Raw genomic sequence first — 16272 nt, forward strand, 5'->3', positions numbered from 1 at the left:
GCTTACAAAGCTGCGTCAATAGCATCTGTGTAAACTTTCTTAGGTGATACACCTACTTGTCTGCTTACAATTTCACCATTTTTAAATACTAATACGGTAGGTATATTACGTACCCCGTATTTAGCTGCGAATTCTTGATTTGCATCTACATCAACTTTACCAACAACAGCTTTACCGTCGTATTCAGTACTAACTTCGTCTATGATCGGACCAACCATACGACAAGGACCGCACCATGCTGCCCAAAAATCTACTACTACTGGTTTATCGCTTTTTAATACTACCTCGTCAAAAGTAGCATCTGTTATTTCTAATGCCATCTTATTTACTTTTATTGATTATGCAAATTTAGTCAATTATTCTTCTGTTTCCTTACGGGTCAACAATTCCTTTTGTCTATTAAGGTATCAAGCTAATTTATCTATTTATATAGTTCTTTTCTTACAGTCCACTAGTAAATTAAGGTTGTAGTTAGCGGTTACTGTTTGCGAAAATTTTCCATTTTAGATAGCTAGCCTAATACTTGCCGATTTAATTTAGTTTAAAATGAACGTCTTGTTTTTCTAAAAGTTGTAATAATTCACTTGAAATCTGTACTTTTTGTTTTCGGCTATTTAAATTCACTTTTATCTTCTCTTCCATCTCATAAACGATAAAATTGATGGCGTGATCACCTTTATGATTGGTGAAAACGTCTTTTAAAGCTCTCACTTTTTCTTCTTTCAGTTCGGCAATGTTCAATTTTATAGTAAGTTTCTTCGCATATGTTTCCATAACTTCCTGCAGAAGCATAAAGCTATTGAACTGCATTCTGGGATCTCCTTTTTTACCGGTGTCCTTATTCATCCATCCATCACGAACAAATAACTTTACGTAGGCAAATGAATTGATCATTAAGAAGTGTCTGAATTTCAAATACTCCTCACCAAAAATGCGGAATTCATAAGAGTCCGTATAATCTTCCATTGTGAAAGCCGCCCAACCTTTCCCATTTTTAGAAACCCTGTGTTGCACGTCTGTTATTACAGCGGCAAACGTAAGTTCTCTATTTACATAGGTTGGCAAATCATTTACGCAAGCTATATTGGCATTGCAAAATGCCTTTACTTCGGTTTTAAAATCATCTAATGGGTGTCCGGAAATATAAATACCGACCACTTCTTTTTCTCTTCGAAGCTTCTCCATCGTTCCCCATTCTTCACATGGCGGTACTACAGGTTCTGGTATTTGTACTTCGCTGGCATCACCAAATAAGCTTACTTGACTAGAATTTTCACTTTCTTGAAACTTAGCGCCATACTTAATTGTCTTCTCTAGAAATGTAACTCCGTCTCCCTCATCATGAAAATATTGTGCTCTATGGGTATCGCCGAAAGAATCGAATCCGCCGGCAACTGCTAAACTTTCAAATGCCTTTTTGTTGGCGGCACGAAGGTCAATCCGTTTGGCAAAATCAAAAACGGATTTATAGCTTCCTTCTTCTTTTCTGTTCTCTACAATAGTTTCAACGGCACCACGACCGACGCCTTTTACGGCGCCCATTCCGAAACGGACAGCACCGGCATCATTCACGGCAAATTTGTAGTACGATTCGTTTACATCTGGCCCCAGTACATCTAAGCCCATTCGTTTACATTCTTCCATAAAGAAAGTAACCTGCTTAATGTCATTCATATTATTACTCAATACTGCGGCCATATATTCGGCAGGGTAGTGGGCTTTACAATATGCGGTCTGGTATGCGATCCATGCATAGCAGGTAGAGTGAGATTTGTTGAAGGCGTACGCTGCAAATGCTTCCCAATCTTTCCAGATTTTTTCTAATTTATCAACGGCATGTCCTTTTGCTGAAGCTTGTTCAATGAACTTGGGCTTCATTTTATCAAGTACATATTTTTGCTTTTTACCCATCGCCTTACGCAAGACATCAGCTTCACCTTTTGTAAAGTCTGCCAATTTTTGCGATAAGAGCATCACTTGCTCTTGGTATACCGTAATACCATAGGTTTCTGCTAAGTATTCTTCGTTAGCATCAAGATCATATACAATTTCTTCGGTACCATGTTTACGAGCAATGAAACTTGGTATATATTCCATCGGACCAGGACGATACAAAGCGTTCATGGCAATTAAATCTGCAAAAACAGTAGGTTTTAAAGCCCTCATGTGTTTCTGCATACCAGGAGATTCATATTGGAACACCCCAACAGTTTCTCCTCTTTGAAAGAGTTCGTATGTTTTTACATCATCTAACGGAAAATTCTCCGGATCTAAAACAACACCGTGTTTCGCTTTTACGATTTTAACGGTATCCTTAATTAAGGTCAGTGTTTTTAATCCCAAGAAATCCATCTTCAACAATCCTGCATCTTCCACAACCGAGTTGTCGAATTGGGTACAGTACATCTCAGAGTCTTTAGCCAGCGCTACGGGAACGAACTTGGTAATATCATCGGGAGTAATAATAACCCCACAGGCATGAATACCAGTGTTACGAACAGATCCCTCTAGAATATAAGCTTGGTTTAGAGTTTCTGCTTCAAGACCATCGCCCTCAGAAATCGCCAAAAGCTCATTTATTTTTTCTAAATCTTCAGACCGAAATTTCGCCCTTAAGATTTTTTCATCGACCCCAATAATCTTTTTCAGTTTAGACATATCGGGTATCAACTTCGCCATGCGATCGGAATCTTGCAAAGGCAAATCTAAGGCACGAGCTGTATCTCTAATGGCAGATTTGGCAGCCATGGTACCATAAGTGATTATCTGTGCTACTTGATTTGAACCATATTTATTGATTACATAATCCATAACGCGACCACGACCTTCATCATCAAAGTCAATATCAATATCGGGCATAGACACACGATCCGGATTTAAGAAACGCTCAAAAAGCAGGTCGTACTTAATAGGGTCTAAATTCGTAATCCATAAACAGTAGGCAACGGCAGAACCTGCGGCAGATCCACGACCGGGACCTACGGAAACATCCATAGCTCTTGCTGCCCTTATAAAATCTTCAACAATTAAGAAGTAACCAGGATAACCGGTTTTTTCGATTACTTTAAGTTCAAAGTCTAATCGCTCATCAATTGCTGGCGTTATTTCGCCGTATCTTTTCTTGGCACCTTCATAGGTAATATGACGTAAAAATTTATTTTCCCCACGTTTACCCTTATCAAGTTTGTCTTCTTCAAATTGAAATTCTTCTGGGATATCAAAAGCAGGTAACAGTACATCACGTGCCAAGGTAAAGGTATCAACCTTGTCTACGATTTCTTGAATATTGATGATAGCTTCAGGAATATCCTTAAAAAGCTCTTTCATCTCATCAGATGATTTAAAGTAGTATTCTTGGTTTGGTAAGCCGTAGCGATAGCCACGACCACGACCGATCGGTGTCGCTTGTTTTTCGCCGTCCTTTACACATAAAAGAATATCATGCGCATGTGCATTTTCCTTTTCTGCATAATAGGTATTGTTGGTAGCAACTAGCTTTACATTATGTTTTTTTGCAAACTGAATCAATACTTGGTTTACCCGGTCTTCATCTTCTTGACCGTGACGCATGATTTCGATATATAGATCATCACCAAAAGTCTCTTTCCACCAAATTAACGCTTCTTCAGCCTGATTTTCACCTACGTTCAAAACTTTACTCGGAACCTCACCATACAAGTTTCCTGTTAAAACAATGACATCTTCTTTGTATTGCTCAACAACTTTCTTGTCGATACGTGGTACATAATACTTACCCGAAACGAATGCTATAGAAGACATTTTCGCAAGGTTTAAATACCCTTGTTTAGTCTTGGCAAGCATTACTATTTGGTACCCGTTGTCTTTTTGCGATTTATTGGTATGATCTTCACAAACTTGAAATTCACAACCTATAATTGGGGTGATTTCTTGTTCCGGTTCCGGTAATTCGGTTAAAGGTTCTTGCCCTTCTTCTAACGTGCCGTTTTTGGTCGCTTCAAATCGTTTTTGGTTCGCTTCATTTCTAGAGACTACACCTTTGTTATGGTTCAGTACCCCGTTTACGAAGTGAAAGGCACCCATCATGTTCGCATGATCCGTCATTGCGACCGCAGGCATTTTTGCTTTGGCGGTATTGGCAATTAAATCTGATATACTGGTGGTAGATTGTAATATCGAGAACTGTGTATGGTTGTGTAGATGTGCAAAACTGGCATTTTCTAATGTTGCCAAATTCACTTCTATTTCTTCTTCTGTTACACCGCCCGTATCTTTTGCCCAAAGTGCATCGGCTATTTTTTTCGATGCCTTTTTTAGGTTGATATGTTTAAGACCGATAAGTTCAATTTCTTTTGGATTCGCCTCAGAGAAATTCTTGAAATAATCAGGTTGAACATCCAACTGTTCTTTGGTGTACTCTTGCTTACGTATAAGCTCTAAAAAGCAACGCGTGGTCGCCTCAACATCGGCAGTTGCATTGTGCGCTTCGCCAAAAGGTTCGCCGAATAAGTATTGATGTAATTCTGTTAATGTAGGAAGCTTGAACTTACCACCACGACCACCGGGTATTTGACAAAGTTGTGCCGTATGCTCTGTACAAGTGTCTAAAATAGGAAGTTCTTGTAACGGATTTTCAACACCCATTCGGTGGAATTCCGCACCCATAATATTTAAATCAAAACCCACATTCTGCCCTACCACAAATTTTGTTTTAGACATGGCAATGTTGAATTTCTCTAATACCTCAGATAGAGAAATACCTTTTTGCTCTGCCAGCTCAGTAGATATACCGTGAATTTGTTCGGCGTCATAGGGAATGTTGAATCCGTCTGGGCGAACTAGATAGTCTTCATGCTCAATGCATTTTCCCATTTCGTCATGCAACTGCCATGCTATTTGTATACAACGTGGCCAGTTGTCGGTGTCGGTAATAGGGGCGTTCCAATTTTTTGGAAGACCGGTGGTTTCGGTATCAAAGATGAGGTACATAGCGAGTTTTCTGTGTGTTCAAAAGTGGTCAGTTACTTGACCTAAAAAGTGCCTATAAAATTACAAAAAAGGAGTTGTTTGAAAAAGTAGAGTTGCTAAGAGTTATTAACGAACGACATAATTGGTGTATAATAAAGAATGATTCACTAAATTTTAATTTGTAACATGAATTGATAATTGTTAGTATACATCAGTGTTTAATGTGGTTTGTGTGATGTTTTCTTATTTTTACATCTGAATTATATTGAAATCTTTCTATTGTTTTTTAAATAACTATTATTAGTGGTTGTCAATTCGGTATTTTGAATTATATTTGCACCCGCTTAAGAGTAAGCGAAAAACTAGAATTAATAATCAAGGGTCGAGCACCCTACAAATTAATGTGATATGCCAGTAAAAATTAGATTACAAAGACACGGTAAAAAAGGAAAACCATTCTATTGGGTAGTTGCTGCAGATGCAAGAGCTAAAAGAGATGGTAAATTCTTAGAGAAATTAGGTATCTACAATCCTAATACAAACCCTGCAACAATTGAACTTGATGTTGATAGTTCAGTAAAATGGTTGCAAAATGGTGCACAACCTACAGATACTGCTAAAGCAATTCTTTCTTATAGAGGTGTTCTTTTAAAGCATCACTTATTAGGTGGTGTTCGTAAAGGTGCATTAACTGAAGAGCAAGCTGAAGAAAAATTCAATACTTGGGTTTCTGAAAAAGAACAAGCTATTGCTGATAAAGTTGGTGGTTTAGATAAAGTTAAAGCTGATGCTAGAACTGCTGCCTTGAAATTAGAAAAGGAAGTAAACGCTAAGCGTGCTGCTGATGCTGCCGCTGCTGCTTTACCAGAAGTTGCTGAAGGTGAAAACGCTGAAGCTGAAGTAGAAGCTGTTGAAGCTGCTGGCGAGCCAGAACAAGTTGTTGAAACTCCAGAAGCTCCGGCTGCTGAAGAAGATAAAGCATAATTTTTAAGAAGCGATGCGAAAGGAAGATTGTTTCTACCTAGGTAATATAGTTTCAAAATATAGTTTCAAAGGTGAGGTACTAGTAAAACTAGATACCGATAATCCCGAGATATACGAAAACATGGAATCAGTATTCGTTTCTTTAGGAAACAATCTGGTTCCATTTTTTATTAAAAAATGCCGCCTTCATAAATCGAACTTACTTCGCATAGATTTTGAAGAGGTGAAATCAGAATCTGATGCAGACCGCATTATGAAATCTGGACTCTATTTACCCCTTACCATGTTACCTAAACTTACGGGTAACAAGTTTTATTATCACGAAATAATCGGTTTTACCATGATAGACTCCGTTCATGGTGATATTGGTATTGTACAAAGTGTAAACGATACTACAGCGCAAGCCTTGTTCGAAGTCGAAAAAGAAGATAAGCAACTTCTTATACCTGTTAACGATGATATTGTTACCAAAATAGACCGCGAGAACAAAAGTATTTTTGTGAAGACCCCAGAGGGACTTGTTGATTTATATCTTTCGTAATTATTAAGTTTCAACTCAATATTTTTAAGATTTATTAATTCAAGTTGAATAGGCTTATTTTTTCTTAGTTTTAGCAGTCATTGTAATTAAGGAAAAAATTAATATGGCCAATAGGGTTACGAAATACTTTAACAGGTATTTTTCTTCTATTAATAAAAATATTAAACCCTGGCACCATATTTTATTTTGGTCGGTCTACTTTGGGTTTAATACTTTTCGTTGGACCTTCATTCACGACGATTTTCTACTTTCTTTACGTACCAATTTAATAGGTTTTCCTATACACATGTTTTTGGCGTATTTGAATGCCTACTACTTAATGCCAAAGTTCATTTATACCAAAAAATACGTTCAGTATACTGTTTATATATTGTTGGCTTTAGTCGTAATGCTCTTATTCAAATATAACCTTACCTATTATTTGGTGAGCACAGATGTTATGCCCGAAGCGAACGAGGTTATAGATACACTTACAGTTGGTTACGCTGTGCAAACTATGATAGGTGAAGTGTATGTAATATCATTTTTTACCGCAATTAAACTTACGGTAGATTGGCTTAGAGAAAGCAGTAAGCTTCACGATTTAGAAAAGCGACAATTAAAAACTGAGCTCCGTTTTTTACGTTCTCAGGTTTCTCCACATTTCTTTTTCAATACCTTAAATAATATCTATTCTTTAACGCTAGAAAAATCTGATCAGGCGCCTGAGGTTATTTTAAAATTATCTGAGCTAATGCGTTATTTATTGTATGCAACAAAAAAGCAACGGCAAGATTTAACCAGCGAAATTAATTGTATTAGAAATTACATAGATTTGGAGCGCATTCGGTTCGATGACTCTTTAAAGATTGATATGAATATATCTGGCGACCTTGGTAATTGTAAAATACCACCGATGTTACTTATCCCACTTATAGAAAATTGTTTTAAACATGGAGCCAGTAAGAATATTGGCGAAATGAAAATTAAAATTGACGTAAAAGTTGAAGACGGCTTTATGGATTTTAAAGTCTCAAACTCTATACCTAATGTCAATAAAGAATATGTTTATCCTGTAAAAAGAGGTGGTATCGGTTTGTCGAATGTGAAAAAGCGTTTAGAGTTGGGCTATGGTAAAAATGATTATGATTTGCAGATATTCGAAGAGAATAAAATGTTCAATGTTTTTTTAAAGCTTAAGGTAATATGATTTTGAAAGTGATAGTAGTAGATGATGAACCGTTGGCAGTAAACGTGCTTAAAAACTATATTCTCAGAGTTAAAGAACTGCAGTTAGAAGGCACCTTTTCAAATGCCTTAGATGCATCAACTTTTTTAAGAGACAACCAAGTTGATATTATGTTCTTAGATATTAATATGCCTTTTCTTGACGGATTGGAATTCTTGAGTACCCTGCATAAAAAACCATTTGTAATCATGACAACGGCACATGAAGAGCATGCATTGAAGAGTTTTGAGCTAGAGGCGATAGATTATTTGGTAAAGCCTATTTCTTTACCACGTTTTTTTAAATCTGTAGACCGTGTAATTGGTTTAAAGAAAGGAATAGACAATGGTTCGTCAGATAAAGACGAGAAGCCTTCTATTTTTGTAAAGGTCGATAAAAAGAAACTTCAGAAAATATATCTTGATGAAATTATGGTGATAGAAAGCCTTAAAGATTATATCAGAATTATTACCCCTACCGCAAAATATATTATCCATAGAACGCTAAGTAGTTTTACCGATGAGTTACCAGGCGATAATTTTCTTAGAATTCATAGATCGTATACCATTGCCGTTGATAAGGTTAGTGTGGTTGAAGGTAATAGTGTTGAAATTGGTGGTATAAGATATACTATCGGTAGAAGCTACTTGACAGATGCCAAAAGTAGAATATTAAATGATTTAACGGATTAGGATTTTACTGTGAGCGAACCTTTTAAATTTAAGCAGTTCTGTGTCAACCAAGATCGCTGTGCAATGAAAATTGGTACTGACGGTGTTCTTTTAGGTGCTTGGGCAAATGTCGAAAACAATCCTGAATCTATTCTTGATATTGGTGCTGGTACAGGTGTAATTTCTTTAATGTTGGCACAACGTTGCTTTGCAGAGGTAATGGATGCTATTGAAATTGATGCAGATGCCTATGAGCAATGTGTAGAGAATTTTGAGTTATCGCCATGGGGAGATCGGTTATATTGCTACCATGCGGGTCTCGATGAGTTTGTTGATGAAATCGAAGACCAATATGAATTGATTGTGTGTAACCCACCTTTTTATGCTGAAACAGTAACTTCAGGCAATCTACAGCGGGATCAAGCACGACAAAATGAGTTTCTCCCTTTCAACGAGCTTCTTGCCGGAGTTTCAAAATTGTTAACTGAAAACGGACAGTTCGCTACAATTATTCCTTTTAAAGAAAAAGAGGCATTTGTGCAAATGGCGGCGGACTTAGGTTTGTTTCCAAAAGAATGTCTTCATGTAAAAGGGAACCCGACTTCAGAAATAAAACGTGTGTTATTGGCGTTCTCTAGAAAAGAGCAAGAATGTAAGACTGCCGAGTTGGTCATTGAAACAGACAGGCATGTCTATACTGCTGAGTATGTGGACTTGACTAAAGCGTTTTATTTAAAAATGTAACTTTAGTCTTGCATAACGTTATATTTCTTTATTTATCTTTGATAAAAGCATTGTTATGAGACCAGATTTATTTGAAGCACCAGATTACTACAACTTAGATGATTTATTTTCTGAAGAACATCTGTTAATTCGCGATGCCGCACGCCAATGGGTGAAGCGAGATGTATCTCCTATAATTGAAGAATATGCTCAAAAAGCAGAATTTCCAAAGCAGATAATAAAAGGTCTTGCCGAAATAGGTGCTTTTGGTCCATACATTCCTGAAGAGTATGGTGGTGCAGGACTTGATCAAATTAGTTACGGACTCATCATGCAAGAAATTGAGAGGGGCGATAGTGGTGTTCGCTCTACGGCATCGGTACAATCGTCTTTAGTAATGTACCCTATATTCACGTACGGTACAGAAGAACAACGAAAAAAATATTTACCAAAATTAGCTTCTGGTGAATGGATGGGGTCTTTCGGGTTAACCGAGCCTAACCATGGTTCTAACCCAAGCGGTATGGAAACCAAGTATAAAGATATGGGTGATCATTATCTTTTAAACGGTGCTAAACTTTGGATATCAAATTCACCTTTCTGTGATATTGCCGTTGTATGGGCGAAGAATGAAGAAGGTCGTATTCATGGTTTAATTGTTGAACGTGGTATGGAAGGTTTCACAACGCCAGAAACGCATAACAAATGGTCCTTAAGAGCTTCGGCTACAGGAGAATTGATTTTTGATAACGTAAAAGTTCCGAAAGAAAATCTTTTGCCAAATAAATCAGGATTAGGTGCGCCATTAGGTTGTTTAGATTCTGCAAGATTCGGTATTGCTTGGGGTGCAATCGGTGCAGCGATGGATTGTTATGATACGGCATTAAGATATGCAAAAGAGCGTGTGCAATTCGGTAAGCCTATTGCAGCTACGCAATTGCAACAAAAGAAATTGGCAGAAATGATAACCGAAATTACCAAGGCGCAATTATTAGCGTTTAGATTAGGTCAGTTAAAGAATGAAGGTAAGGCGACTACTGCTCAAATATCAATGGCGAAAAGAAACAATGTTGAGATGGCTATTAACATTGCTCGCGAAGCTAGACAGGTATTAGGTGGTATGGGTATTACTGGTGAATACAGCATTATGCGCCATATGATGAACTTAGAAAGTGTAATTACCTATGAAGGTACTCATGATATTCATTTGTTGATAACAGGTGCAGATATTACAGGAATGCCAGCTTTTCAATAAGGTAACATTTTGGTATAATTGCCTTAACATAGAATAAAGAACGTACATATACCTTTGAACAGCGCGTGTAAGATGTGTGCATGTTTTTTGGATAAAAGCTTAAGCCGATGGGAGCATCGGCTTTTTTTATGCCCTATTTTCTGTAGGATAAGAATTTAGAAAACCATTTCCCTGATTCTTTAATCGTTCTCTTTAGTGTTTTAAAATCGATATGTACCAATCCGAATCTTGGATGGTAACCTTCTGCCCATTCAAAATTATCTGTAAATGTCCACACGAAATATCCATGAATATTTAAGCCTTCTTGTTTCGCTCTTAGTACTTCACTCAAATAACTTTGTAGAAAATTTAATCGGTCTGTGTCAGTTATAATTTCTCCTTCAATGGTGTCTTTAAAAGCAGCGCCATTCTCTGTGATAATTATTTTTTTAATCTGAGGATACTCACCGAATTTCTTAATCATATTGTAAATGCTGGGTGGGTATACTTCCCAATCCATCAAGGTGGTTTCTACATTTCGTTTGCTGGCTTTTACAATTTTAGCTCTTATATATGGCACCAAAAGACTGTACTTTACTTTCTCGCGAGTATAGTTTTGAATTCCGATAAAATCAAAATCGAACTTACAGTCTTCCATGTCGGTCGGCTGAATGTAGGGTTGCAATTTTTTTAGAATTGGAGCTTCAATTGTGGGGTAACCTAAGCCTAGAGCGGGTTCAATAAATAGACGATTGAGCAAAGCATCTACCATTATTGCAGTTTTTTTATCTCGCTTATTCTGTCTGTACGGGGTAATTTGTGAGCATGAAAATGTAGTGCCTATTTGTGCGCCAGGTACTAATTTTCTGAGTATTCTGCCACCTTCCGACTGACAAAGAACTGCGTGGTGTGCAGCGGGTAGAAAATTCTTTAATCCCTTCTTTCCGGGTGCATGCACGCCTAAAAAATATCCAGCTCCAGTGAATACCATGGGTTCATTTAAAACCATCCAATGTTTTACCCGGTCGCCAAAGGCATTGGCGCAGACTTTTGTAAATTCAGAGAACCATGTTACAATTTGTCTATTTGTCCATCCTCCTTTATTTTCCAATATTTGTGGTAGATCCCAATGGTAGAGCGTAACCCAAGGTGTAATTTCGTTTTCTAGGCAAAAGTCTATTACCTTATTATAGAAATCTAATCCTGCCGCATTTATGGTTCCTATACCATAGGGTGAAATTCTGGTCCACGATAATGAGAATCTATAGTTGTCAATATTCATAGACTTCATCAAAAGAATATCTTCTTTATACTTATGATAAAAATCGCAAGAGACATTTGCATTCTCTCCATTATGAATCATTTTCGGGGTGTCGGTAAACTTGTCCCAAATGGATCGGCCTTTACCATCTGCATCATGACCACCTTCAATTTGATATGCTGCCGTTGATACGCCCCATGTAAAATCTTTACCAAAATCTGATGCATTCAAAAAGGGCTCTTTTTGTTCTTTCAATTGAATTGGGCTTTTTTAGCGAATTACTAGGGATTCTTCTAGCAGTTTTGAAACGATTTGATCTGTAATATCTGGGTAATCTACCGGTATGATAGTATCGCTATCGAGCCAATGTTTCAGTTTAGCTAAATGCTTTTTTTTGAGCGATTTAATTACAGGAACTCCCATTTCTGATAATGCTGCGGCATTGCATTGCTGTTCGTATTGCCCTTTCATGGGTATGACCAGTAATTTCTTTTGCATGAAAAGACTTTCTGCAGGGGTTTCAAAACCGGCTCCGCATAATACACCTTTACTAGAAGCCATACTTTTTACAAATGCTTCATTGGTAATGGGTTTTATATGAATGTTATTGCTGAAATATTCATAGGTGCTGTGCTTTGAAAAAACCTCCCATTTTACTCTTTTCATCTTGCTTAAAAAGCGCAATAATTTTTCATCGCTATATGAGGGTAAATAGACTGTATAATGCTCGCCGTTTGAAACTATAGCAGAACGAATATCGTTTCTAATAATGGGCGTGTATATGTTTGGTTCGTACGATTTAAAATGAAGTCCGAATTGATGACTGGTTGGTGCGTAGTTATTCAAAATCCATTTCCCTATGCTGTCTTTCTTCTTAGGCTTCGGAGCCAAATTAGATAGTACTGCAGCTTGGTGACTAAAGCCATAACAAGGTTTGTTTTTTAACTTACATGCCCATGCTGTTACGGGTTCAAAATCATTTATGATGAGGTCATATTCTTCTATAGGTATACTTTTAATTTCTTTCTGTAATCGAAGGGAGTTTGCCTTGTAATATGTCTTCCAAACATCTACGCCTCCTTTTTTTCCGAAGATGAAACTGAGCCCTTTTAATTGATATTTAATAGGGTAGGGCAGCTTAATATCTGCTTGTATACCGCTCACCAAAATGTCTAAAGAAATGTTGTGTTTTAATAATGCTGGGATAACGTCTCGTGCTCTGCTTAAATGTCCGTTGCCGGTACCTTGTATTGCGTATAGTACTTTCATTTGGTCTGTTGGGTCATTCCACTAATTCTAAACTCTTCTAACAGGCTTTCAAAAAGCTCGGACTTTTCTAAGACAAAGGTTTCCTCTTTACTATCTTCTTGGTGGTCAATTACGAGTTGATCTTCTAAATAGGAGTATAGTTTCCACTTGCCTTTGTGGTATTCAAGTGCTGTTAAATTCTCGATCCAATCTCCCGAATTTAAATAGGTGACCTCACCCTTATCTGTCTTTATTTTACGAATTTCTGGTTGGTGAATATGTCCGCATATCACATAATCATAACCATTTTCTATAGCGATATCGGCAGCAATCTGCTCAAAGTCATTTATAAACTTAACGGCAGATTTTACACTGTTTTTTATCTTTTTAGACATAGAAATGGGGCCTCTGCCTATTTTCTTGCTTATGAAGTTAATAGCTCTATTTAGTAGAATTAAGGAGTCGTACCCTTTCGCGCCAAGTTTGGCAACCCATTTACTATGTTGCATGGTTACATCAAAAACATCACCATGAAAAATCCATGCTTTTTTATCTTCAAGCGGAATCACTATTTTATTAACGATGCTTAACGACCCCATGTTATTACCAGAGAATTTACGCAACAGTTCATCGTGGTTACCTGTAATATAATGTACAGGTACACCTTTGGCAACCCACTCTAGTAAAAGCTTAATTACTTTCATGTGAGATTTTGGAAAATAGCGTTTACTAAATTGCCAAATGTCAACAATATCACCATTAAGAATTACTTCTTTTGGCTTTATAGATTTCATGTATTTTAAAAGCTCTTTAGCGTGGCAGCCGTATGTTCCTAAATGAACATCAGAAATGACTACAATGTCAACTGGTCTTTTTTTCATAAAATGAATGGAGGTTTCTTACCTGTGAATTTTGAAATACGTAATAGGGGTAGATTGACCTCCAACTTGGCATTATATGCAAGAAGGGTATTTGAGAAAACGGTCAATTCAATAGATTTCATGCACTGAAACATATGACCGTAAAGATTCTAATAATAAGATAATAACTAGGTTACTGCTAACTTATTTTTGAGTTACCAGATGGTTAAGTATTTGAATTTCAGTGAAATTTTAGTTAACTATTTCTTTACCAATCTCACCTTAACGGACTTGCTAATAGGTGTTTTGCTTCGGTCGGCAAAATGATTGTAGGGGACCAATACATTAGTTTCAGGAAAATAAGATGCCAAATTACCTGATGGTATATTGTACGGTACTACCTTAAAGTTATGAGCAGTTCTAACCTGATCATCATACGTGCTGGTAATATCAACTACATCTAACTTTTTGAGTCCGACGGCTTTCATGTCATCAATATTCATGAAAATTACCCGTCTTGCATTGTATACTCCTCTATAACGATCATCAAGACCATAAATGGTAGTATTGAATTGATCATGAGAACGAATGGTCATTAACATGTACTCATCTTTAGCCAATTTATGTTCGGGTAATTTATTGACCGAAAATTGTGCTTTGCCATTTGGTAGCATACTAAAATCTAACTCACGTACATTGTTTGGTAAGTAGTAACCTGCACCTACAGAACGTTCTTCTGTTTTACTGAATCCTTTGGCAACTTGATCTATTTGTGTTCTGATCAATTCATAATCATTACCAAGAGCCTTCCAATTCATAGAATGACCTTCACCGAAATATGCAAGTCCCATATTCGCGATAATCTCTGGTTCGCTCATTATGGTGTCTGCGGCAGGTTTGAGAATTCCTTTAGAACGTTTTACACGTCCCATACTGTTTTCTACCGTAAAATGGCGTGGTTTGCCATCTTTCATGTCTTTCTCTGATCTACCTATAGTAGGGAGAATAAGGGCTGTTTTACCAGTAATTAAGTGAGTTCGGTTCAATTTGGTACTTACCTGTACCGTAAGGTCGCAATTTTGAATACCCTTGGCGGTATATTCAGTATCAGAAGCCGCCATTAAAAAGTTGCCGCCCAAACACATAAATACTTTTGCTTTGCCTTCGTACATCGCTTTTAGCGTGCCTACCACATCTACACCTTCATGATCTGGTGGGGTAAAACCTAAATGTTCTTTAATTCGTGCGTTCATCTCTTTATCAACAAAATGCTGAATACCAACACTACGATCACCTTGTACATTACTATGACCACGTACTGGGCAAGTGCCCGCATTTGGTTTGCCTATGGCACCTTTAAGTAAAAGAAGATTTATAAATTCTCTAATATTCTCTACACCGTTTTTGTGTTGTGTAAGACCCATTGCCCAACACACAATAATTTTAGATTTGCTAGCTAATAAGGCTACAGTTTCATTAATTTTTTCTTCGGATACGCCAGTTTGTGCTAATAGTTCTTCGGATGTATAATTCTTAAGGTCAGCAATTAAAGACTCATATCCATCTGTATATTTTTCAATAAAAGCGTGGTCAAATACATCTTTTGATTGTTCATCTAAAGCAACTAATTTCTTAAGAATCAATTTCACTAAAGGGATGTCTTGATTGATGTTGACCGGTAAATAAATATCTGCCATGTCTTCGCCACCGCCGATCCATCCGCCAAGATGTTGCGGATTTTTAAAATTCACTAATCCAGATTCTTCAAGCGGATTAATACTAATCACCTTACCACCATTTTTCTTGCATTTTTCTAACGCAGATAACATTCTTGGGTGATTGGTGCCTGGGTTTTGACCGGCAATTAAAATGACCTCTGCTTCGTAAAGATCTTCTAGAGTTGTTGATCCTTTGCCTATACCTAAAGTTTCGCCTAATGCAACACCGCTACTTTCATGGCACATATTAGAGCAGTCGGGTAAATTATTGGTGCCTAAGGCACGGGCAAACATACCATATATGAAAGCGGCTTCGTTACTAGACCTACCAGAGGTGTAGAAAATAGCCTCATCGGGATTATTTAATTTTTTTAATTCAGATGCGATTAAATCAAAAGCAGCTTGCCAAGAGATAGGTTCGTAGTGAACACTACCAGGTTTTAAAATCAATGGTTCCACTAAACGCCCAAATTTGTTCAGTTCGTAGTCGGTTAATTGAGATAATTCTTCAACCGAGTTCTTTTGAAAGAAACTTGCGCCAATTTTTTCGGTAGTAGCTTCATCGCCTAATGCTTTAGCCCCATTTTCGCAATATTCAGCTACAGGAGATGGATGTTCTGGATCGGGCCAGGCACAACTAGGGCAATCAAAACCGTCTTTCTGATTCATGCTCAATAATGTACGCATGGATCGTAAAACGCCCATTTCTTTAAATGTATGTTTTAAAGCTTCACGAACACCGAGATAGCCTGCGGCATGCGTAATCGGGTCTTTTAATTCAATATCTAAAAATTCTTCTGACCCTCTAAATGAAACGTTGCGTTCGGTTTTTGCATCCATTCAATAAACTTAGTAAATGTATAAGAAACCACAGCAAT

Annotated in this window: 12 protein-coding genes; 6 read left to right on the plus strand and 6 right to left on the minus strand. The window is 37.2% G+C overall.

Features of this window, described 5'->3' with window-relative positions:
* Window positions 1-2: 2 nt before the first annotated feature.
* Together trxA and dnaE are read right to left on the minus strand one after the other, a co-directional pair.
* The gene (gene trxA, locus ACPF9A_RS12610) at window positions 3-320 is read right to left on the minus strand and encodes a thioredoxin (protein ID WP_013550701.1); all 318 of its coding nucleotides are present in this window, start codon (window positions 318-320) and stop codon (window positions 3-5) included.
* 211 nt (window positions 321-531) lie between these two features.
* Window positions 532-4968, minus strand: a complete 4437-nt coding sequence (gene dnaE, locus ACPF9A_RS12615; RefSeq protein WP_423997410.1) for a DNA polymerase III subunit alpha — start codon at window positions 4966-4968, stop codon at window positions 532-534.
* Between the two features lie 387 nt (window positions 4969-5355).
* Between dnaE and ACPF9A_RS12620 the strand changes: the two genes are divergently transcribed.
* The 6 genes from ACPF9A_RS12620 (at window position 5356) to ACPF9A_RS12645 (ending at window position 10328) form a co-directional block, all read left to right on the plus strand.
* On the plus strand, window positions 5356-5931 hold the full coding sequence (locus ACPF9A_RS12620; RefSeq protein WP_423997412.1) for a 30S ribosomal protein S16: 576 nt from the start codon (window positions 5356-5358) through the stop codon (window positions 5929-5931).
* 13 nt (window positions 5932-5944) lie between these two features.
* The gene (gene rimM, locus ACPF9A_RS12625) at window positions 5945-6472 is read left to right on the plus strand and encodes a ribosome maturation factor RimM (protein ID WP_423997414.1); all 528 of its coding nucleotides are present in this window, start codon (window positions 5945-5947) and stop codon (window positions 6470-6472) included.
* A 319-nt stretch (window positions 6473-6791) separates the two neighbouring features.
* Window positions 6792-7661: a sensor histidine kinase gene (locus tag ACPF9A_RS12630; protein WP_423997416.1), complete on the plus strand. Its 870-nt coding sequence runs from the start codon at window positions 6792-6794 to the stop codon at window positions 7659-7661.
* Complete coding sequence (locus ACPF9A_RS12635; protein WP_423997418.1) at window positions 7658-8371, plus strand: LytR/AlgR family response regulator transcription factor; 714 nt, start codon at window positions 7658-7660, stop codon at window positions 8369-8371. The genes ACPF9A_RS12630 and ACPF9A_RS12635 overlap by 4 nt, the downstream gene beginning before the upstream one ends.
* 63 nt (window positions 8372-8434) lie before the next feature.
* Complete coding sequence (locus ACPF9A_RS12640; protein ID WP_423997420.1) at window positions 8435-9094, plus strand: tRNA1(Val) (adenine(37)-N6)-methyltransferase; 660 nt, start codon at window positions 8435-8437, stop codon at window positions 9092-9094.
* Window positions 9095-9149: 55 nt separating this feature from the next.
* Window positions 9150-10328, plus strand: coding sequence for an acyl-CoA dehydrogenase family protein (locus ACPF9A_RS12645; protein WP_423997422.1), 1179 nt, complete (start codon window positions 9150-9152; stop codon window positions 10326-10328).
* 133 nt (window positions 10329-10461) lie between these two features.
* Here the strand turns inward: ACPF9A_RS12645 and ACPF9A_RS12650 are convergent, their stop codons facing one another.
* The 4 genes from ACPF9A_RS12650 to ACPF9A_RS12665 all read right to left on the minus strand — a co-directional run bounded on the left by ACPF9A_RS12650 (window position 10462) and on the right by ACPF9A_RS12665 (window position 16234).
* Window positions 10462-11823, minus strand: a complete 1362-nt coding sequence (locus ACPF9A_RS12650) for a GH1 family beta-glucosidase (protein ID WP_423997424.1) — start codon at window positions 11821-11823, stop codon at window positions 10462-10464.
* 15 nt (window positions 11824-11838) lie between these two features.
* Window positions 11839-12837, minus strand: a complete 999-nt coding sequence (locus ACPF9A_RS12655) for a glycosyltransferase family protein (protein WP_423997426.1) — start codon at window positions 12835-12837, stop codon at window positions 11839-11841.
* The gene (locus ACPF9A_RS12660; RefSeq protein WP_423997428.1) at window positions 12834-13697 is read right to left on the minus strand and encodes a UDP-2,3-diacylglucosamine diphosphatase; all 864 of its coding nucleotides are present in this window, start codon (window positions 13695-13697) and stop codon (window positions 12834-12836) included. The genes ACPF9A_RS12655 and ACPF9A_RS12660 overlap by 4 nt, the downstream gene beginning before the upstream one ends.
* 239 nt (window positions 13698-13936) lie before the next feature.
* A complete protein-coding gene (locus ACPF9A_RS12665) occupies window positions 13937-16234 on the minus strand; it encodes an FdhF/YdeP family oxidoreductase (protein WP_423997430.1) in 2298 nt (765 codons plus the stop codon).
* Between the last annotated feature and the right edge of the window lie 38 nt (window positions 16235-16272).

This window comes from Maribacter sp. IgM3_T14_3, assembly GCF_049603095.1.
Classification (GTDB): domain Bacteria; phylum Bacteroidota; class Bacteroidia; order Flavobacteriales; family Flavobacteriaceae; genus Maribacter.